The organism is Bartonella sp. W8151 (genome assembly GCF_016100385.1).
In the GTDB taxonomy this organism is placed as follows: domain Bacteria; phylum Pseudomonadota; class Alphaproteobacteria; order Rhizobiales; family Rhizobiaceae; genus Bartonella; species Bartonella apis.
In genome coordinates, this window is sequence record NZ_JACFSO010000002.1 from 155,837 (window position 1) to 176,758 (window position 20,922).

19 protein-coding genes and 1 tRNA gene are annotated in these 20,922 nt (G+C 46.1%); 11 read left to right on the forward strand and 9 right to left on the reverse strand.

Annotated features, from left to right (window positions below):
• The first annotated feature begins 622 nt into the window (after positions 1-622).
• The 7 genes from pyrF to H3V14_RS03675 all read left to right on the forward strand — a co-directional run bounded on the left by pyrF (position 623) and on the right by H3V14_RS03675 (position 9,882).
• Complete coding sequence (gene pyrF / locus H3V14_RS03645) at positions 623-1,318, forward strand: orotidine-5'-phosphate decarboxylase (RefSeq protein WP_198226693.1); 696 nt, start codon at positions 623-625, stop codon at positions 1,316-1,318.
• Between the two features lie 87 nt (positions 1,319-1,405).
• A complete protein-coding gene (locus tag H3V14_RS03650; protein ID WP_198226695.1) occupies positions 1,406-2,899 on the forward strand; it encodes an acetyl-CoA hydrolase/transferase family protein in 1,494 nt (497 codons plus the stop codon).
• Positions 2,900-2,903: 4 nt separating this feature from the next.
• Positions 2,904-3,788 carry a 16S rRNA (cytidine(1402)-2'-O)-methyltransferase gene (gene rsmI / locus H3V14_RS03655; RefSeq protein WP_198226697.1) on the forward strand — a complete coding sequence of 295 codons (885 nt, stop codon included), beginning with the start codon at positions 2,904-2,906 and terminating at the stop codon, positions 3,786-3,788.
• A 467-nt stretch (positions 3,789-4,255) separates the two neighbouring features.
• Positions 4,256-4,624, forward strand: a complete 369-nt coding sequence (locus H3V14_RS03660) for a YraN family protein (RefSeq protein WP_198226699.1) — start codon at positions 4,256-4,258, stop codon at positions 4,622-4,624.
• A gap of 302 nt (positions 4,625-4,926) precedes the next feature.
• Positions 4,927-5,172 (forward strand): hypothetical protein, encoded by a 246-nt coding sequence (locus tag H3V14_RS03665; RefSeq protein ID WP_075869046.1) that lies wholly within the window; start codon positions 4,927-4,929, stop codon positions 5,170-5,172.
• 130 nt (positions 5,173-5,302) lie between these two features.
• Positions 5,303-9,121, forward strand: a complete 3,819-nt coding sequence (metH, locus tag H3V14_RS03670; RefSeq protein WP_198226701.1) for a methionine synthase — start codon at positions 5,303-5,305, stop codon at positions 9,119-9,121.
• The gene (locus H3V14_RS03675) at positions 9,118-9,882 is read left to right on the forward strand and encodes a pyrroline-5-carboxylate reductase (protein ID WP_198226703.1); all 765 of its coding nucleotides are present in this window, start codon (positions 9,118-9,120) and stop codon (positions 9,880-9,882) included. Before metH ends, H3V14_RS03675 begins: the two co-directional genes overlap by 4 nt.
• 174 nt (positions 9,883-10,056) lie before the next feature.
• Here the strand turns inward: H3V14_RS03675 and H3V14_RS03680 are convergent, their stop codons facing one another.
• A complete protein-coding gene (locus H3V14_RS03680; RefSeq protein WP_198226705.1) occupies positions 10,057-10,392 on the reverse strand; it encodes a hypothetical protein in 336 nt (111 codons plus the stop codon).
• 693 nt (positions 10,393-11,085) lie between these two features.
• Here H3V14_RS03680 and H3V14_RS03685 point away from each other — a divergent pair.
• Complete coding sequence (locus H3V14_RS03685) at positions 11,086-11,373, forward strand: hypothetical protein (protein WP_198226707.1); 288 nt, start codon at positions 11,086-11,088, stop codon at positions 11,371-11,373.
• Positions 11,374-11,613: 240 nt separating this feature from the next.
• Here H3V14_RS03685 and H3V14_RS03690 read toward each other — a convergent pair whose 3' ends face one another.
• Complete coding sequence (locus H3V14_RS03690) at positions 11,614-13,875, reverse strand: AGE family epimerase/isomerase (protein ID WP_198226709.1); 2,262 nt, start codon at positions 13,873-13,875, stop codon at positions 11,614-11,616.
• Positions 13,876-14,462: 587 nt separating this feature from the next.
• On the opposite strand from H3V14_RS03690, the gene H3V14_RS03695 reads away from it, so the two are divergent.
• Positions 14,463-14,539 (forward strand) — tRNA-Pro (locus H3V14_RS03695).
• Positions 14,540-15,692: 1,153 nt separating this feature from the next.
• On the opposite strand, the gene H3V14_RS03700 is transcribed toward H3V14_RS03695, so the two are convergent.
• The gene (locus H3V14_RS03700) at positions 15,693-15,839 is read right to left on the reverse strand and encodes a hypothetical protein (protein ID WP_198226711.1); all 147 of its coding nucleotides are present in this window, start codon (positions 15,837-15,839) and stop codon (positions 15,693-15,695) included.
• 563 nt (positions 15,840-16,402) lie between these two features.
• Between H3V14_RS03700 and H3V14_RS03705 the strand changes: the two genes are divergently transcribed.
• Entirely contained in the window at positions 16,403-16,615 is a 213-nt protein-coding gene (locus tag H3V14_RS03705; RefSeq protein WP_198226713.1) for a hypothetical protein, read from the forward strand.
• A 108-nt stretch (positions 16,616-16,723) separates the two neighbouring features.
• On the opposite strand, the gene H3V14_RS03710 is transcribed toward H3V14_RS03705, so the two are convergent.
• The 3 genes from H3V14_RS03710 to H3V14_RS03720 form a co-directional block, all read right to left on the reverse strand.
• A complete protein-coding gene (locus H3V14_RS03710) occupies positions 16,724-17,068 on the reverse strand; it encodes a hypothetical protein (RefSeq protein ID WP_198226715.1) in 345 nt (114 codons plus the stop codon).
• Between the two features lie 504 nt (positions 17,069-17,572).
• Complete coding sequence (locus H3V14_RS03715; protein WP_198226717.1) at positions 17,573-17,827, reverse strand: hypothetical protein; 255 nt, start codon at positions 17,825-17,827, stop codon at positions 17,573-17,575.
• Positions 17,824-18,489: a lysozyme gene (locus H3V14_RS03720; RefSeq protein WP_198226719.1), complete on the reverse strand. Its 666-nt coding sequence runs from the start codon at positions 18,487-18,489 to the stop codon at positions 17,824-17,826. The genes H3V14_RS03715 and H3V14_RS03720 overlap by 4 nt, the downstream gene beginning before the upstream one ends.
• Before the next feature lie 284 nt (positions 18,490-18,773).
• Here H3V14_RS03720 and H3V14_RS03725 point away from each other — a divergent pair, with 284 nt between their 5' ends.
• Entirely contained in the window at positions 18,774-19,067 is a 294-nt protein-coding gene (locus tag H3V14_RS03725) for a hypothetical protein (protein ID WP_075869035.1), read from the forward strand.
• Between the two features lie 77 nt (positions 19,068-19,144).
• Here H3V14_RS03725 and H3V14_RS03730 read toward each other — a convergent pair whose 3' ends face one another.
• From H3V14_RS03730 to H3V14_RS03740, 3 genes are read right to left on the reverse strand one after another with little or no spacing between them, the layout of a single operon-like run.
• Complete coding sequence (locus H3V14_RS03730) at positions 19,145-19,762, reverse strand: hypothetical protein (protein ID WP_198226721.1); 618 nt, start codon at positions 19,760-19,762, stop codon at positions 19,145-19,147.
• Positions 19,763-19,766: 4 nt separating this feature from the next.
• Positions 19,767-20,753: a hypothetical protein gene (locus H3V14_RS03735; protein ID WP_198226723.1), complete on the reverse strand. Its 987-nt coding sequence runs from the start codon at positions 20,751-20,753 to the stop codon at positions 19,767-19,769.
• The gene (locus H3V14_RS03740) at positions 20,754-20,921 is read right to left on the reverse strand and encodes a hypothetical protein (RefSeq protein WP_178391754.1); all 168 of its coding nucleotides are present in this window, start codon (positions 20,919-20,921) and stop codon (positions 20,754-20,756) included. It lies immediately after the preceding gene.
• Position 20,922 lies beyond the last annotated feature (1 nt).

Consider the following 20,922-nt stretch of genomic DNA (forward strand, 5'->3'; position numbering starts at 1 on the left):
GACGAAACGCTGTTTGATTGCCATTTTCATTGTAACACGTGCTTTTGTTGAAGAGCAAAAGCATGAAGGTTGCTCATGATGCAATTCTTTTGATATTTCATTTGCCAATGATTTGATATCGGTTTTACGGCAATAGATATCGTTTTGAGGGAAATGATGTCGATTTTAAAAAGATTGACCACTGTTTACCCGAGTGTTCGGGGTGGAATTGCCGGATAAAACATACGGCATTCTTTTGAACGCCGGTCCATGTGAGCAACTGGAGATAATAGTAAACGATGGTTGATTGTCGGGTTTTGAAGTTTTGAAGCAATGAAAACAGTGAATATTATAGAAAAACGGAAGCACAATTGCTTGATTGGAAAGACGGGCAAGTTGTGCTTTTTGTTTATGCCTGATAATGAGCTTTAAAGGGAACCTTATCCGTTCACCGGTCGTTTGCTTTTAAAACAAGCAACCAAGACAGAAGCTGAACGGGAAGTTTATGGCTTCTCAAGTCGTAACAGTGGGTTCGGTGATTGCAGGTTTTTAAACATGCAATCAGGTTTTTAAAAAAAGTCGCCCGAAAAAGGGGACTTAAAAAAAGATTGTCCGAAAAGGGCATTGCAATGGAGTTTGATTGATGGCGAATATTATGCGGGATCGGTTGATTGTCGGGTTGGACGTCGCTGATATTCGGCAGGCAGAAAAGCTGGTTCAAGAGTTGGGTGATACCATCAGCTTTTATAAAATAGGCTATCAATTATCGTTTGCAGGCGGGCTTGAATTTGTCCGCGAGCTCAAAGCGGCAAACAAAAAAGTTTTCCTTGATATGAAACTTCTGGATATTGACAATACGATAAAAAGTGCGGTTGAAAATATCGTCAAGGTCGGTGTCGATATGCTGACGGTTCATGCTTATCCGAAAGCAATGCGGGCAGCTGTGAGCGCGGCCAAAGGAAGCAATCTTTGTCTTCTTGGTGTGACAGTGCTCACCTCGATGGATGACGATGATCTTAAAGCGGCAGGCTATTTTGACGATGCAAAAACATTGGTGTTGAAGCGGGCAAAAGACGCCCGTTCAGCAGGAATGGGAGGCATTGTTGCCTCTGCCGCAGAAGCACGCGCTTTGCGGGAAGTGATTGGCCCTGACATGGCTTTGGTTACCCCCGGTATCCGCCCGAAAGGGGCCGATAAAGGTGACCAGAAACGTGTTATGACCCCGAAAGAAGCAATTGAGGCCGGTGCAAGCCATCTTGTGGTAGCCCGGCCTATTATCAAAGCCGATAATCCGTTGGAAGCGGCAAGAAAAATCTTGGATGAAATGAAAGAGGCTTGATAGCATAAGTTCGATAGTCTTCACTTGAATTTTTCAAAATTGGCGGGAGAGGTTGGCCTTGTTGCTATCGAGAGATGGGAGTAAAAAATGTTTGAAGACCGTATTCAGAGCGAGGAATTAAGAGCAAAGATCGTCTCGGCAGACGAGGCGGCAAACCTTGTCAAAGACGGAATGGTCGTTGGTATGAGCGGCTTTACCCGCGCGGGCGACGCCAAACTTGTTCCTCATGCAATGGCAAAACGGGCGAAAAAACACCCTTTTAAAATCAGCCTGTTGACGGGCGCTTCCCTTGGTCATGACACCGACAAGATATTGAGCGAGACAGGCGTGCTTGCCCGTCGTATGCCGTTTCAGGTTGACACCGCTTTAAGAGCGGCAATCAATCGCGGCGAGGTTATGTTTATTGACGAACATTTGTCGGAAATGGTCGAGCAATTGCGCGCCCACCAGTTACCGCCGGTCAATATTGCCATTATCGAAGCGATGATGATTCATGAAGATGGTTCGATTGTGCCGACAACATCTGTCGGCAATTCGGCAAGCTTTGCCTTGGGGGCGGATAAAATTATTATCGAGCTCAATACCAGTCTCAATCCGGATTTTGAAGGCATACACGACATCTATATTCCTTCTCCACGGCCAAACCGGAAGCCCGTCGGGGTTTTGAAACCTGATACACGCATCGGCACCACAGCAATCAAGGTTGATAAAAACAAGATTGCGGCCATTGTCATTTCGGATGTGCCGGATAGCCCGTCATTGATTTCGCCAGCCGATGATGCAACCAATGCCATTGCCCGCCATTTGACCGAATTTTTCTTAAAAGAGGTCGATCAAGGGCGCATGGATATGACTTTGAGCCCCATTCAGGCAGGTATCGGCACCATTGCCAATGCGGTTTTGACAGGCTTTGTGAATAGCCCGTTCCATAATTTGCAGATGTATAGCGAAGTGTTGCAGGATTCCACCTTCGAACTTTTCGATGCCGGCAAGCTCGATTTTGCATCGGCCTCGTCCATTACTTTGAGTGAAGCCTGTGCCGCGCGTGTTTTTCCGAATATCGGACGCTATAAGGACCGGTTGATCCTGCGGCCGCAAGAAATATCGAATTTGCCGGAAATTATTCGCAGGCTCGGTATTATCGCGATCAATACTGCGCTTGAATTCGACATTTACGGCAATGTGAACTCGACCCATGTCGGTGGCACCCATATGATGAACGGCATTGGCGGTTCTGGCGATTTTGCGAGGAATGCCTATATTTCGGTTTTCGTAACAAAATCGGTTGCCAAAGGTGGCAAGATTTCCTCCGTTGTGCCGATGGTTGCCCATGTCGATCATACAGAACATGATGTCGATGTTCTGGTGACAGAATTGGGTTATGCCGATTTGCGCGGCCTTGCACCACGTGAACGCGCGCCGCTTATCATCGAAAAATGTGCCCATCCCGACTATCGGGATGTATTGCGCGATTATTTCGACCGTGCTTGCAAAACGGCCGGAGGCCAGACCCCGCATATTCTTGAAGAAGCCTTTTCGTTTCACGAAAAGTTCAAGAGAACGGGTTCAATGTTAGGATGAGTTTTTGACAGACAGGAAATACATCATCGGGGCGAATGCTTATGTAGCACCGGCACTTGAACCGGCGCTCTACCTTGTGGCCACACCGATAGGAAATCTTGGCGATATCACCTTGCGGGCAATAGAAACAATTGCCGCTGCCGATGAACTTGCCTGCGAAGACACCAGAGTGACACGCATATTGCTTGAGCGTTATGGTATCCATCAAAAGCCGGTTGTTTATCAGGAACATAATGTCGAGGAAGCCGGCAGAAAGCTTCTTGGTGTTCTTGAAGATAATCGCTCGGTGGCATTGGTGAGTGACGCCGGTATGCCGCTTATTTCCGACCCCGGTTTCCGGCTTGTTGCCGAGGCGCGCGAAAAAAACATCAAAATTGTGCCGGTGCCAGGTGCTTCTGCTGCCTTGACAGCATTGATTGCAACAGGCCTGCCAACCGACAGTTTTTTCTTTTCCGGCTTTCTTCCAACAAAGTCCATGCAAAGAAAAGCCCGCCTTGAAGAACTTGGGCTCATTCCCGCTTCATTGATTTTTTACGAATCCCCGCACCGCGTTTCCTCAACTTTGTCCGATATGGTTGAAATTTTCGGGAAAGATCGGCGTGGCGCGATCTGTCGCGAAATGACCAAAAAGTTCGAGACGGTTGATGTTGCGCCACTTTCGGAATTGAAGGAACGCTATAGCGACGGCGAAAAGATACGAGGGGAAATTGTTATCATTGTCGAACCACCGTCAAAACAGGAAGAAAAATTCGACACGGAAGAAATCGACAAGCTTCTGATTGAACTTGCAAAAGATTATCCGGCAGCAAAAGCCGCCGCAGAAGCGGCGAAAATGACCGGACACAAAAAAGCCGATCTCTATAAGCGCCTGTTATCGCTGAAGGATTAAGCTTTTAAAACAAGATTAAGGCTTGAAAAAGCTTAAGGTGGCTCGAAAAGCTCAAGTAACTGAAAAAGATGAGGGGCTCAAGAAGGCCAGAGGATAAGAAGTCCTCCTAACCGAAAAAGACAAGGGCGATGAAAAAGCTTAAGGTGGCTAAAAAAGCTCAAGTAACTGAAAGAGATGAGGGGCTCAAGAAGGCCAGAGGATAAGAAGCCCGCCTAACCGAAAAAGACAAGGGCGATGAAAAAGCTTAAGGTGGCTCGAAAAGCTCAAGTAACTGAAAGAGATGAGGGGCTCAACAAATCCGTTAAATTTTTTTTCCGTCAATTTTTAAATTTTCGGCCCTCTCGCCTTTGAAATAGTTAAGGGAACGATCTAAGCACGGTGTTTTTTAAAAAATATTTCTGTATAAATCTTTATTCTTATGAGTAGATAGATGTGTCATTTGTCTTCCCCTTTCATGAAGAGAGATCATGAACAAAAAACGCAAGCAGAAAACCTATTTACGCGGAATTTATGCTGAAAGGCTTGCGGGTTTATGGCTGCAAATGAAGGGCTATCATATTGCGGCACGCCGGTTTGAAACCCGTTTTGGCGAAATTGATATTATAGCGCGGCGTGGGCATGTCATTGCCATTGTTGAAGTGAAAGCCCGCCCCACCATTAAAGAGGCGATGGAAGCGGTTAAAACAGCAAGTGAAAAACGTTTTGACAATGCAGCCAATATATTTCTCGCGCGTCAGCCCGACCGCAAAAAATTGCGGCTGCGCTATGATTTGATTGCGATCAGCCCGTGGAAATTTCCCCGTCATATAGAGTCGTTCTTTCAACCGGAAAATTGAAAAACAACAAGCGGGGAAAAATAACCGGCAATTCCGGTTTGGCAAGTTCAGTTTGTTCAGCATAAACGGTGTTGTTCATAAAAGCTTCTGCAATAAATAGAGTGTAATAGCTTTAACGACGAAGAGTTCGGGAGAGGAAAAACGGTTCCATGAAAGAAACTTCGCGAGCAGACGCATTGTTGAAGAGGCACGAACGAAAAAAACATTTTGTTTTTCTCTTTCATGCGTTAGAAGGAAAGAAACATCGAGTAGCCGGACTTTGATTTAAGAAGAATTGCAAGCCCGCTTGAAGAGGATTGATTATGGACGATTATGAGAAGTTCGCAACCGGTCTTATAATAGTTTTTGGTGCGTTGATTATCGGTGGCCTGATGGCTGCCCATCTTGTTGCCTTGAACCGCGCCGGTTTTATGTTTGCATTAAGCGCCGGTATTATGGGCTGGTTTTCTGCTTTCGCAATTCTGTTCGACAAGAAAAAAGCCTATCTTATTTTGATAATTCTGTCAGTTTTGTGTGTCGCTTGCTCTATCGGTATTTTTGTCCGGTGACGATCACAAAAAGTTTTATTAAAAAGGCGCCGGTTTTTACCGGCGTTTTTTATTTCTATTCTTGCAATTTATTGACATAAAGAAATCTTTATGTCACTCATGACCGGCTGATATGAAAGGTTCCCCCGCTATGTCGCATATTGTCGAAAAGTCATCTTCCGGCGAAGAGAAAGCCTCGGGCAAGACATCAAATCCCGATAAATCAAATCCCCTAGAAAAATTGTTCGGTCAAACGGAAAAGCCGAAAAACCGTTCGGAAGAATTGCGCCAATTGGCGCGCGAGCGCATTCTTATTCTTGATGGCGCGATGGGAACGCAAATCCAGTCTTTCCATTTTGACGAAGAACATTTCCGTGGCGAGCGGTTTGTGGCTTGTAGCTGCGCTCTTCAAGGCAATAACGACCTTTTGACATTGACCCAGCCGAAAGCCATTGAAGACATCCATTTGCGCTATGCTTTGGCCGGTGCCGACATTCTGGAAACCAACACATTTTCCTCAACCACCATTGCGCAGGCCGATTATGGCATGGAAAATATGGTCTACGAGCTTAACCGTGACGGCGCCCGTCTTGCGCGCCGCGCGGCTTTACGGGCAGAAGAGAAAGATGGCAAGCCACGCTTTGTTGCCGGCTCCATTGGCCCGACCAATAAGACCGCGTCGATTTCGCCAGATGTCAACAATCCCGGTTTTCGTGCCATTACCTTTGATGAATTGCGCATTGCTTATGGCGAGCAGATCAATGCACTGATTGATGGCGGTGTTGACCTGCTTCTCATTGAAACGATCTTTGACACGCTCAATGCCAAAGCGGCTATTTTTGCTGCCAAAGAAGTTTTTGCCAAAAAAAATATCGAATTGCCGATCATGATTTCCGGCACGATTACCGATATGTCAGGGCGCACACTTTCCGGACAAACGCCGACAGCCTTTCTTTATTCGGTTGCCCATGCCAAGCCGTTTTCTGTCGGGCTTAATTGTGCTTTGGGCGCAAAGGCCATGCTGCCGCTTGTGAAGGAAATGGCCGCCAATACCGAAGAACTGATTTGTGTTTATCCCAATGCCGGTTTGCCCAATGCCTTTGGCGGTTATGATGAAACGCCTGAAATTATGGCAAAAGAGCTTGGAGAATATGCGCGTGAAGGTGTCATCAACATTGTCGGCGGTTGCTGCGGGACCACGCCTGATCATATTCGCGCTATTGCCGAAGCGGTCAAACCCTTCAAACCGAGGAAACCCGAACCACAGGAAAAGCTTTTGCATTTGTCAGGTCTCGAACCGTTTACACTCACCCACGACATTCCCTTCGTCAATATTGGCGAGCGCACAAATGTTACGGGTTCGGCACGGTTTCGCAAACTCATAACCAATAATGATTATACGGCTGCTCTTGATGTTGCGCGCAATCAGGTGGAAAACGGCGCACAGGTCATCGACATCAATATGGATGAAGGCTTGATTGATTCCGTTGCGGCCATGCGCAAATTTTTAAATCTTCTTGCCGCCGAGCCTGATATTTCCCGTGTTCCCGTCATGATTGATTCATCAAAATGGGAAGTTATTGAAGCCGGCCTTCAATGTGTGCAGGGAAAATCCATCGTCAATTCCATTTCCTTGAAAGAGGGTGAGGAAAAGTTTATCGAACACGCAAAACTTGCTTCCCGTTACGGGGCGGCGGTTGTGGTGATGGCTTTTGACGAAAAAGGTCAGGCCGACACCGAACAACGCAAGGTTTCTATCTGCGAACGCGCTTATAGAATTCTGGTCGACAAGGTCGGTTTCCCGCCTGAAGATATTATTTTTGACCCCAATATTTTCGCCATTGCAACCGGCATTGACGAGCACAACAATTACGCCGTCGATTTTATCGAAGCGACCAAGGAAATTCGCAAAAAATTGCCTTATTGCCATATTTCCGGCGGGGTCTCCAATCTGTCATTCTCGTTCCGTGGCAATGAACCGGTTCGCGAGGCGATGCATTCGGTCTTCCTTTATCGGGCAATTGCCGCCGGCATGGATATGGGCATTGTCAATGCCGGACAATTGGCCGTTTACGATACAATCGAACCCAAGCTTAAAAAAGCCTGTGAAGATGTGATCCTGAATAAAGACGCTGGCGCAACCGAACGCCTGCTTGCTCTAGCGGAAGAATATCGCGGTAAGGCCGGTGGCGGCGTCAAGAAGGAAAAAGACTTGAGCTGGCGACAATTGCCGGTGGAAAAGCGCCTTGAACATGCTCTCGTCAACGGAATTACCGAATATATCGACGCTGATACGGAAGAAGCACGCCAAAAAGCCGAACGCCCGCTTGATGTCATTGAAGGGCCGCTTATGGCCGGCATGAATGTGGTGGGCGACCTTTTCGGGTCCGGCAAAATGTTTTTGCCGCAGGTGGTGAAATCCGCCCGCGTGATGAAGCAGGCTGTGGCCATTCTTCTTCCCTATATGGAAGAGGAAAAGCGTAAAAACGGTGGCGAAGGCCACCAGAGTGCGGGCAAAATTATTCTGGCAACAGTCAAGGGCGATGTGCACGATATTGGCAAAAACATTGTCGGCGTTGTGCTTGCCTGCAATAATTACGAGATTATCGATCTTGGTGTAATGGTTCCGGCACAAACCATTCTCGATGCGGCACGGCGTGAAAAAGCCGATGCAATCGGCCTTTCCGGCCTCATTACACCTTCACTTGATGAAATGGTCAATGTTGCCCACGAAATGGAAAGTCAGGGCTTCGACATTCCCTTGTTGATCGGCGGGGCAACGACAAGCCGCGTTCACACGGCCGTCAAGATCAACCCGCAATATCACCGCGGGCAGAGTGTTTATGTGCTTGATGCAAGTCGGGCGGTGGGGGTTGTTTCATCACTCCTTTCCCCGCAAACAAAAACCGAAACAATCAAAAAAATCCGTCAGGAATATGCAAAGCTTGCCGCCGCCCATGAAAGGGGCGAACAACAAAAGACCCGCGTTTCCTTAAGCGAGGCGCGCGCCAATGCGTTGAAACTCGATTTCAAAAATTATAAACCGGTCAAGCCGACATTTCTTGGTGTCAAAAAATTCGATGATTGGGATCTTGCCGAGCTTTCGACCTATTTCGACTGGACACCGTTTTTCCAGAGCTGGGAATTGCGCGGGCGTTTTCCGGCAATTCTTGATGATGAAAAGCAGGGGACAATTGCCCGCCAGCTTTATGACGACGCGCAAAAAATGCTTAAAAAAATCATTGCCGAAAAATGGTTCCATCCGAAGGCGGTGATCGGCTTTTGGCCTGCAAACCGCGTTGGTGATGACATCCGCATTTACACTGATGAAACAAGAAAACACGAGCGGGCAACCTTCTTCACTTTGCGCCAGCAATTGCAGCGGCGCGAGGGAAAGCCCAATCTTGCTCTGGCCGATTTTGTTGCTCCTGTCGGCACGCCCGATTATCTTGGCGGTTTTGTGGTGACAAGTGGCTTTGGAGAGGAAAAAATTGCCGAACGTTTCAAACGCGAAAACGACGATTATTCTTCCATTCTGGTCAAAGCGCTGGCCGACCGTTTTGCCGAAGCTTTTGCCGAATGTTTGCATGAACGCGTTCGCAAAGTCTATTGGGGTTATGCGGCCGATGAAAATTCGACAAAAGAAGATCTGATTGTTGAACATTATCGCGGCATACGTCCGGCTCCGGGCTATCCCGCACAGCCCGATCATACCGAAAAAGGCACATTGTTCGAGCTTCTTGATGCGACAAAAAATACCGGTGTGAAACTTACCGAAAGTTACGCCATGTGGCCCGGCTCGTCGGTTGCCGGACTTTATTTTTCCCATCCCGACAGCTATTATTTCGGCGTTGCCAAGGTCGAACGCGATCAGGTTGAAGATTATGCCGAAAGAAAAGCAATGCCGGTGAGCGAAGTCGAACGCTGGCTTGGCCCGATCTTGAATTACGAGGTTAAAAGAGACAAATGAAACTAGGTTTTATCGGTACGGGAACCATTGCCTCGGCTATGGTGGAAGGCTTGATGAAGAGCAATCTTCCGGTGGAACAAATTACGGTTTCACCCCGAAATGCCGACCGCGCGGCAGAGCTTTCCAAACGCTTTGACAAGGTGAAAATCGGCAAAGACAATCAGGATGTAATCGACCAAAGCGATGATGTTTTCATTTGTTTAAGAAGCCAGATTGCCGAGGAAGAATTAAAAAAGCTCGATTTTTCCAGAGCAAAAACAGTTATTTCGGTTATTGCCATGGCAACGGCAAGTGAAACTGAAAAATGGATTGGCAAAAAGGTTTTTCGCGCCGTGCCGCTTCCCTTTGTTGCCGAAGCCAAAGGTATGACAGCAATTTATCCCGACAATCCCGAATTGAAGGAAATTTTCAATGCGATGGGTGGGGCAATTGCTGTCAAGGATGAAAGCCAGTTTGCCTTGATGATGACGGCCGGTTCTCTGATGGGTGTCTATTTCAATTTCATCGAAACAGCAAACCGTTGGCTTGAAAAAAACGGGCTTGATGAAAGCCAGTCGGCACCGTTTCTTGCCTCTATGTTTGGCAATCTTGCCGACGAGGCGCGTAAAGTAGGGAAGCCCGATTTTACTAAATTGGAAGCCGAATATTCGACCAAAAAAGGCACGAACGAGCTGGTCTCCCAATATTTTACCAATCATGGTGGCAGAGAAGCGCTTACCGGCGGCCTTGATGAAGCATTCAAACGTATCAAGGGCGAGTAAGGCGCTTGAAAGCAATCAAGCTCTGTTTCAGTGCGAAAGCAGGTTGATAACAATGCCCGTGTGTTAAAGCCCCGCGGGCATAGTTACGGCCTATTTAAAAAGCTGTTGGTTCAGGCCTTTCAGCAATTTTTGCGGCCGGTTTTCGAGATTCATTGCATTTTTCAAGAACTGCCTTCAATGGGGAAGGTAGTTTTTCCGCCCGCTATCGGAATAGCAATAATGTCCGCCTCTGGGGCCAACGCAATAGGTTCCCGATCGGCAAGAACAATTTCCCGATGATGGTTCCATAAGAGACGGGCTACTTTCGAGAGATTGGCTGTTTGTTGAACTGCCGCCCATATAGGCCGAACAATCTTTGGTCGATGCGCTGGTTGAACCGTCATTACAGATAAAGGTTCTGCCAACACAATGGGAAATGCCGCCTTTCTGGCCTGAACAAGGTGTATTTGCTGCAGCAAGTTCCGGAAGTGAAACTGTGATAAAAATGAAGATCAGCAAAATATATTTCATAGTCTATTCCCCCGTGGGGATATCGTAATACTCGAAATAATTCTTTTGCAATCAATTTCGATTTTGACGGGAGAAAAGCGGGACTATCGCCAAAGTTGCATCAATAATGCGGTCGCTATTTCCGGCAATCCTCCAGCTTCACCCCCCTGAAACGTTTTTCAAAGTGGATTTTCAGCAAACATTTTTTCTTGTCTCTGCCAGATCTCAAAGCGGGCAAGTTGTTGAAACATTTTTGTTAAAAATCCGTCTCTTAGTCTGTGGCGGAGCCTCACAAAAAATCGTAGTCTTTTCACTCTCGCGGCTCTTTACCGAAAACCGTACTTCTTTATTACAAGCTTCTTGACCGAAAACCGTTTCACACTTTTCGGGAAGCATGTGTCGCTTTTTGGGGCAGCCGCTTGAACCACTTTTCGGGAAGCATGTGTCGCTTTTCGGGGCAACCGCTTGAGCCGCTTTTCGGGAAGTATGTGTGCCTTTTCGAGATGGCCGCTTGAACCACTTTTCGGCAAGCATGTGCAGCTTTTCAGGAAATGTGTTTTGCTTGATAAGCACGGCTTTGAATGTTGACGGTAGCGTGGCGAAGATTAGCTTTTCGAGGCTCGAAGATGAACAGAAGATTAACAAAAAGTTCAGGATAAGTTCAGCTAACAAAGCGTAAGGTGTTTCTCAAGAATCGTTAAAAGGATATCTCGCATGAGAAAACTGATTGTTCTTCTTTTAAGCCTTGCAATGACAGTGCCGCTTTTTGGTGCACTTTCTGCAAAGGCCGATGTTTATCCTGTCATCATCATCGATAACGGCCATCGTCATCATTATGACCGCTATCATCACCACTATCAGCCGCATCGGCGCTATTTCGAGCACCGGCACTTCTATCCGGCACCGCCTCCGCCCCCACCGCCCTATTATGGCCCGCATTTCGGCCCGCATGGTCCCCATTATGGTCCGCGGCCTTGGCATCCACGCCCCGATTGGCGCTGATAGGTCTTTTAAAAATTTTCAAACACCAGACCACCGATAAAAGCCCGTTCGGTTACTGAAGCCGGACGGGTTTTTTATTGTTTTCTTGAATTTTGCGTCTCACACTTTTCCGCCTGAAGTCGGATCGTCCGGTTTTAAACGTGGCAATTCTTGTCCCCGTTTTGACGACGAACATGAAAATCATGAGCGGCGTTGAATGGGACGGGCAGATTTAAATAAAATGAAAGGTGAATACCGTTTTCAAGCCAGTTTCCAATGTTGGGCAAATTTCCGATATTGCGTTAACGCCGTTATCATATGATAGAAAATGGAAGCCGGAACATCTTCGGCAATGGCACGGCCGTTTTCCGATATGAGGTCAATCCATAAACCTTTGGGGGCGGCATCGATATGCCACCGGAAAAGCCTTCCCACACGCGCTTCGATTTCAGGTTTCAGATCCGGCCCGTCATTACCATCAAGCGCAAGCGCTGCTTTGATCGCCTCGGTTTGCGGCCAGCTTCTCGAATTGGTGTCAATTGGCATTCCGTGGCGCGAAATCGTGTTATAGGCAAGCCCCGTCTTGCGGTTCAAACCATTGGCAATGGCCGAGGCATAGAGCTTTTTGGCAAGTTTTATAACACTGCGGTCATTGGTTTTTTTGGAAAAATCGACAAGCAACGACGACCATTCAAAATGGTGACCGGGTTCGCAAATGTCACCATCGGGAGCGGGAGCTCTCTGCCAGTCCTTGTCGTAATATTCGGCAAGGGTCCAGCTATCCTCATCAAAGAAATGTTCCTTGAACAGGTCGACAATGCGCTCTGCCCGTTCAAGATAATCTCTGTCACCTGTCACATCATACCAGGCCATGAAACTTTCAAACAAATGCATATGCGGGTTGGAACGGCGAAATGTTTTCTCTCCGTCGGTTTTGGCATTTTCAAAAAAGCCTTTGCCATTTTTATCGGCAAGATGAAGGTCGATGAAAGAAAAGGTTTCCATAGCAAGCGGCAATGCTTTTTTATTGCCGACACGATGGGCATGGGCAAGCGCCAGTAACACACAAGCCTGATCGTAACTGTCTTCGGTTGCGTTGAGAACCTTGCCATCTTGTGAAAGCTGCAAAACCCAACCGCCACGGTCTGTTCTGCCATTTTTGCCGATAAATTCGAGGCCGTGGTCGATCAGCTCTTTATAAGGGCCGTCCCACCCCATTTCACCAGCCATGGCAAAAGCATAAATCTGGCGTGCCATTGTGCGCATGCGTTTGGCGCGCAATACCGGCATGGTATCAAAGCCCAAGGCTTCATAAAAGCCGCCTTTTTCATCAACCCCGCGGGTTGACCAAAGCGGCAGCGCCTCATCAAAAAGCCAATGCTCGACACGGGTGAGATAGGCGCCGCTTTGCGGTATTTTATCGGCAGCGGGAGTGAATTTGGTTTCAAGCCTTCCGGCTTTTTCGAGTGTTGCTACCACGTCGCGCACATTCTGGCTTTCTTTAACGGGAGCCACAAAAGTTGCGTCCGTTGTCGCGACAACCGCCATATTGTGAAGCCCGACAGCCGATAGTAACCCCGCTTCCGAGCGCAAATAGCTGCCATGGCAATTGATCGCCACAACATCGCCCATAATCACATTGCCGTTCTCATCTGGCGGTGTGGGGCTTGATTGCTGGTTCAAAAGCGATTGCCACGAGCCGAGATCATTCCAGTGAAAACGGGCAGGCACAAGCGCAATGTCTTTGACATGCTCCATAATGGCATAATCGACTGAATCGGAAGGAATAGCCGCATAATGCTCGTAATTTAGCCATGTGCCCGATATGTCTGTATGGGCGGTTTCCAGTGCCGCGACTGTCTTCTTCCAGATTTCCGGCTGGAACTCGAGAAAGGCTTTTTTCATAGTTTCCGCAGAAAAGAGGAATATTCCCGAATTCCATAAAAAATTGCCCGACTGCAAATATTTTTTGGCCGTTTCAATATCCGGCTTTTCAACAAAGCGGATAACGTCATAAACGCCGTTTTTTTCTTGTCCTGTTTCGACATAGCCATAGCCGGTTTCCGGTTTATCCGGATGAATTCCGAAAACTACAATGCGGCCGCCTCTGGCGGCTTCTTCCCCTTCATGAATGGTTTTCCAAAAATCGTCATCGGTTGAAATTTCATGGTCAGACGGGGCAACGAGAATGAGCCTGTCACCATATTCGGCAAGGGTGATGGCTGTTGCCAGAGCAACAGCCGCCGCCGTGTTTCGTCCCAAAGGTTCAAAAATCGGGCGCCCACCATTTAATGGCAAACCGGCAATATCATGGCGCAAACGGTATTCATGAGCTTCCGAGGCAATGAGAAAAATCGGCCCGTGGCCGCTTGTCCGTGCATTCATGCGCTTGACTGTGCCGGACACCATCGAGCCTTTGCCGGAAAGGTCATGAAACTGTTTTGGAAAATCTTCGCGTGATAATGGCCAAAGGCGGGTGCCAACGCCGCCACTCATAATGAAACTAATGATTTTTTCGGCCATTTTTTCTTTTCCGGCTTGAACTTAAAAAGCATATTCTTGCTATCGCTTTTCAAGGGTTTAGGTCAAGTGAATGCCGCCCGCCGCATAAAAAATAATAAAACCAATAGAACGATCGATGATAGTCGAACGCTTCTCCAAGCGAGAGGTTTATAGCTGTGAAAACCGGCAGATATTTTTTAAGCCGGTCTTCGGTGGCGCCCGTCGGCGTGATCTTTGCCCGATCGGATTAACGGGAAGCCGAATTCGTCACAAAACGGGGAAAAGAAATATCAGTCAAAGTTGCAACATCAGTCAAACTTGCAACAGAAGTTTCCAGAGGTGGGAAGAAAGCATTTTAAAGCCACGAACCCCCGCACCACCGGAAAAATTTCATGCTTTTGCGGAAAAGTTACTAGCTCAAGATATTAAAACGCTGTCGCGCGAGGGGGCGAAAGCTGAAAAGGCAAAAAACAGATCGGGAAAAGGCGATTGCGAGCCAAGGAGGAAGGGGAAACAGACACGAAATGAATAATTGTTGAGCGGGTTTTTTTAAAAAACACTTGCGAGAAAGCTGTCATAACGGTATAAGCCCGCCAACACCAGTTAGTCGGAGTGTAGCGCAGACTGGTAGCGCACCTCGTTCGGGACGAGGGGGTCGGAGGTTCAAATCCTCTCACTCCGACCATTTTTCATCAAAATTTGTTATTTAAGCGGCAAACCGCCTAATTTCCAAGCTTCAAAATATTGAAAAAGCAATGTTGTTTTGCGCCTGATTTTATTGTGTTTTGTGCGTGATTTTATCAACTATTATCGTTTTAAAAGTTAGGCTGCATAAGTCTCAACTGCGTCAATGCGAATGCCCGCGCGTGAATGGAATGCTCCGCTCGAATAAAATACCCGCGCTCGTATAAAATGCTCACCAGAACAACCGGATATTTTATTAATATTTTAATGGAAGACATAAGCTGAAGTTGACATGCGGAGCTTATAATAAAATGTTCGTGGTTAGTACCAGTTGCAGCTGAAATGACAGGTGATTCGGTGAAAATATGGGGCTCACTCGGCACTTCTCCGTGTAAATCGAAGAATTTCAAAAATTCAGCAAAAAATACGCTTATATTTAAGAAAAGAAATCCTTTCCTGATTTTGTTTGAAAACCGTTTTTTTATAGGCTTTTCAGATATTTAATGATATATTGAGACGGAAAAAAGTTAATTTTATCGACGTTACTTTAAAAGACATACAAATCAGCTTCCACACCCAGCTTCCACTCATTGACACATTTGTCTTCTTAATTTATTTTGGGAAGGCTATTGGTAATTAAGCCAATAGCAATAAAGCTTTGGCGCCAACCAAAGCTTTATTATAAATTATAATATTAACACAACTGCCGCAAACGGTTATTCCACGATTGCTTTTAGTTTGAATGACTACCGTCAAATGAATAATAATTTTTATTCTAACGAATAGTAATTTTTATTCTAACGAATAATTTTTATTATTAACTTTTGAGGATGTCAACCCAAAAAATAAAAATGATTGTATATGACCATCCCTTGCGGCAGTTTTCTCAAAAGGAGAAACTCCATGATTATACCGTATCTTATTACGGAAGTGATCATCGGTTTTTTTCGGTCGAAATGTTTTTTCATTTCGGCTGATCTAAAAATCAAATTAGGTTGTGGTGTCCACAGACCTAAAGAGAAAATTGGAATGGAAGAAGGGAAGAAAAAAACACTTCCATCTGATTATTTGGAAAAACATTAAAAGATTGGAAGCGCCTCTTTTTTCGGAGGCGCTTCCAAACCTCTGTCTCTAAAACACGGCTAATCTGTTAATTAAAAACGTTTATTGCGCTCTGGTAAAACCAAAGAGGCCCACGCGCCTGATGAAATTCCGGTAGCAGTTCTTCTCACGCATGGCGGTTGATAGAAATCACCAAGGTAAGGGGCTGCGCTTTTGCGCAATGCCCTTCTTTTGGTCATCTCCTCGTTCCGGCTTGTTACTTTCCGTGCCGTTGTCGTTAAGGCAGCTGATGAAAAAGCCAAGAGGTTTTATAAACATTCCGGATTTATTCAAATAAAAGGAATGGACATGAAACTTGTTCTGTCTACAGCCGATAGTCTTGAAATCATCCTTCAAAGCTTGTGATGGCAGGTCTTGTGGATAGGAAATTGCGTCATGTTTTTCGGGACGGACGATGGTTTCAATTATTTTCCTTTTTCATCACAAGATTATCGGCAAATTAGGGAAAATAAAGCGGTTTCAAGCAAACGGGAACCCAAGCGTGAGCCTGTATCATGTTTTTGGTCCGCGTTGATTTGCATTTTATCAACTCATTGAAAAATAAGTTGAAAAACTCATTGATAATGAAAATTTAATTCTCATGAAAAAGTGGATTTTGTTCTTGAATTGAAAAGGAAGTGTGGCTTGAAACCCACGTTCATCAATCGCATATAATTTATATAATAGGTGCGTTCGGACTATTCGTTTGAACGATTTTTTCATTGACTCTTTTTAGAAAAATAAGAACAATACGAGAACAAAAATGGAGTCGCGTAAAGTGAGCAAAGCTGTTTCAAACGATAGTTGTGAAGACGATATTGATGGCCTCATTGCAGCCTATGACGGGGATGCAAAAGCCCTCATTAGAGCTTTGCTTGAAGAACGGAAAATGCTTATCCACCAAATCGAAGTTGCCGCTTCCGCTATGTCTGTCGGCTATGGTCGGGGGTGGAAACCAAAATTGCCGATTGATTAGATCGGCTGTTTTTGTCTCTATGCCGTGTGGGGTATGCGTTAGAGTTTTGCTTTTACTTTTTTCAGCGTTGGTTTAGCGGGTGCATGAGGATTGGTTACGAAGACTTGGTTATGAACTGAACTTTCTTCTCAAGAGGCCTATGACGCTATCGATCATTGCGACACCTAAAGCCCCGCATAAAAAACCGGCAAGGCCAAGAAATTTTTCCGGCACAACATAGGAACCGTCGATCAGGTCAAATTTATCAAGCAGATGAGAAAGGGCATTGGCGGCAAGCTCTGCCCCGTAAATAGCGCATAAAGCGCCGCCAACCCATTCCATTACGCGTTGTGGCCATTTTTTTGGCGCGCCGTTAAGCTGGCTTAGAAAGCTGCCACAAGCACCGGCAAGAGCAAGAAGCCCGAACCGGACAAGATAGGCAAGCCAATCGGGTGGGGGATTGTTTTCTGACATTTGATTATTCCATGATAAGCGCGAGCCGCTATTAAAATATTATTTGCTCTCATAAGTTAGTCGGCTAATGTTGAGATAAGCGGGTGCGAGCTGTGTCGACGGGAAGCGAAGAAGAACTTTAATAAGTCGAAAATGTTTGTAATTCTCCGCTAGATAGAATGCCGGCGGAATTTTTCATCAATGATATTTATTGGAAGAGCACCACATTTCATATGTTATAAAACAAGCGATCGGGCTTCTCATATGTTATAAAACAAGCGATCGGGCTTTGGTCGGAAAACGGCATTCGGTTTTCTGTCACAGTGTTTCTTTCCGATTGTTCAGATAAACAGTATAAAAACATTGGCATCAACTCGCTGCCCAATTTATCGACTTTTAATGAATGCCACTTGGCATAAGGATAATGAGTTTTTTCATTTCCAACATCTCTGTTTTTGGCCGAAACGGTCGGTCGAGATGATCCACTTGGTGATTGCCGGTTCGTTTTCAACAAGGCGTGCGGCATCATTTGCCTTGGGTGGTTTTGTCCAACCCGCGCAAGAGAACCCTGCAGTCGTATGGCACCCCGCCAACAGCAAGGCAGCGCTGATAAGGAGTAAGAGCTTCAACTTCATTTTCAACCTCGTGAGAATTTTCGAAGGCTGTGATCGAAGCCTTTAGCGACTTTTGTTTTTCCGTCTCTTGCCCGATACAAAAAGCAACAACAATTAGGGCAATGATGACGGCAATGGTCATAGTCAGGCGTTCGAATGTGATCATAATTCCGCCTCTCTAAACCGTTTGAGAAAATAGAAACTGCCGATTGCAACGCCGATCACCATGATGGCTGCTAACGCCCATTGGAACGGTCCCGAACCGGTGGCAAAACCGGTCAAGCCGGAAGCAGCACTGATAACCGGCCCGAGGACTTCCGGTTTCAACACCGGATGAACAGTTTTTTGTTCAGGCACCACATCTTTGGAAGTCACAAAAGCGCCTTCCATCCACAGATACCCTTCTGCCCGCCGCCGGTTGACAAGGCCTTGAAGCTTTTTGCCACCCGCTTTTGTCCATTTCATCAATTCGGTCGGAACCGCATTAAAATCGCCTTGATTCAATTTCTTAAGCAATGTCGAATTTTTGAAAGCACCAATGCCGACATTGAAAGCAAAGGATACCAGAGCAGCAAACTGGTTGTCGTTGAGTTTGACATTGACGTTGTTCTCGATAGCCGCTTCATACTGAACAAGATCTTTCAAGAGAATGTTTTCCGCTTCGGAAGCGGTTATAACCATTCCTTGATGTGGTCCGGGCGTTCCAGCGGCTGCCGTGTGCCCATAGCCGATAGTCCAGACACCGCCTGCATCCTTATAGGCTTTGGTTTTGAGGCCTTCCCATTGTTTCAGTTTTTCAAGGCCGTGGGGGCTTATTTGTCGTGTCATGGTGTTTCCTTATCAATGATAAATGAAGGCAATAAAAAACCCCGCAAAAAGCGGGGCGGTGGTTCAATATTCAATTCACTAATTTTGCTTTTGTTAAAAAACCGGATGAGGTGGGCGCGACTCATGCGCCGCTACCTTAAATTCATTTCGAAGCGTGTTCTCATTTGCTTTAAACCGCGATCGCTTGTGCAAAACATGAAAATTGTTCACGTTTTCCTTTTAAAAAAGGTGGCAACTTATGGTATTTTAAACCTCGGTCCAGTTTCATTCGGGAGGGAAATTTAATGGCAAGTCTGGAAGATGAATTTCATAAAGAAATGCTGGCTATTTATGATAAAACTCGTGATGAACTCGGAATAAGACTTCCCAGATTCAAACAAATGGTTGAACGGAATGGCGGCGTTAAAGCTGCTAAAAAATTGCTACATTCCAATTCGGTTTCGACAGGTTTTTCCAAATTATTCGAGAAGGGGCGGCTCGATTTGACTGTTGAATCACTTGTTGCAAACAACGAAAAATGGCATCCGCTTTTTACCGAGGAAGAAATAAAAAAAGCCAAAGCAATTTTTCGGCAGTAAAACATACCCGCTTATTTTTAAGAGGCCATAAAACCGCAGCAAAAGATGCGGGGTTTCCAGTTGGTTTTACGGCGTGATTATTGGATGTTGGTAGCCCAAGTCCATAAAGTATCAAGCTGCGCGTCCGGAATTTTGTTGACTTTTGCCATTTTTTCCAAAAGCGGAAAATCACGGGCAAAGCTTGTCGCTTTTTTGATGTCGATTAACACGCTTTCACGTTCTTCTTCATCTGCAATGTAAAAAGGGCTATCCTTATTGGCTATATCAGCAATCAGGTCTTCTTCCTTTACGCCAATGGCTAAAGCCGCCTGCCAGAATTGCCGTGCAGTTAAAGGCGGAAATACCGGAGGAGCTGCAACAATCTTTTCGCCGTCCCATAGTTTGCCATAGACACTCCCGCCCTGACCGAATGTTTCGCCATAATCATCGTCAATGCCGATAATATCAAATCCGGCAATTTGCGACTGTTCGGGGTCATCCGTCATGGAAATAATGTGTTTTGTGTCGTCAACCGCGATATAGAATTTATGCGGATATTGCTTGAAAAGATCGTGCCACTCGATGCCGTCTTTATCTTTCAATATATTGAGGATGACCGTTCCGGCTTTCTGAACGCTATCGCCTTTGTCATCCTTGATATCTTCACCTAATGTGATTTCCTCTTTTGAAGCTCTAAGTTTACCAAAATTTTTCATTCTTTTACCACGTCCCTAAAGGAAACCAGCCACGATTTGTGATGAAAAGTTGCGGTTGACGCCCGCCCATACGAGATCGTCCATTATCCTCTTTGAGGATGGTTGTAACAACATATCCGGATGGCATATTAGTTACGGTACCTACTTGAATTGGGACATCTGCCCACCCCACAACCCGGCTATCTTTTACACAATCATTTTGATATGCAACGCAGCGGCTTTCAATATGGCTGGCGAGATTTCCGTTTATCCAGGTTTGACCGGTAATATTACCATCGGATTGAAAGTATGTTTTTCCCTGAATATTTATTTCATTAGCAAAATACGTTGTCCCGTTGGTGTAGAATTTGGCAACATCGCCAAATTTATGGACATGGATGTTCAGCGATTCTCCAACAAAGGCCAAATCCGAATAGTTTTCGTTTTCCGCCGTGTAACCAAGACGCAGCATCGGGTATATTGTGCCTGGGGGAAACTGAACAAAAGTAGTTTCTGCACTATTTTTTACCGTTAGATTGCCATTAACAGTTCCGCCGGATTTTGAGAGATAGTGATCATCAAGATTTGCTATTTTTTCGCGTTCGTCGGCCGTCATAATTTTGGCATTCGACGCCTCTTTCATATTGCCCATATCGAACGCGTCAGTTCGCTTACCCGACGGGTCATAGATTGCGACGGTCATGTCGCCGCCACCGGTAAGGGTCTGCCAACCATTGCCGGATAGAAAAGTGGTGTTTGAAGGCGCACCACTTGTTTCAATTTCAGTTAAAACGACTTTGTCTTTTCTGGCCAAAGTGCCGAGCGTTTCAGGTTGAACGGCACTATCAGCTTTTTTCCCCTGTTCGGCGGTTGCAAATTCGCTTCTATCGGCTGTTGCAGCCGTACCCAGAACCGAAGGCGTTACGGCTTTGTCATTGGAAGCACGTGCTGCCATATCCTGTGGCGTTGCCGTCGGAATTTCGAAAGTGTGTGTATGATAGGGTACAGCCATTTAAACCCCCAGTTTCTTCAAACGGTTGTCGAGTTCGGTAATCTTGTTTTGTAACGGCATAAGAAGTGCGGAAAGGGCAACATGCGCCATTTGATTATTCGCGTAAATCAATATGCGAATTTTCTCCGGCTCTTTTATGCCGGATATTGCAAAAGGGTGTTCATCCATT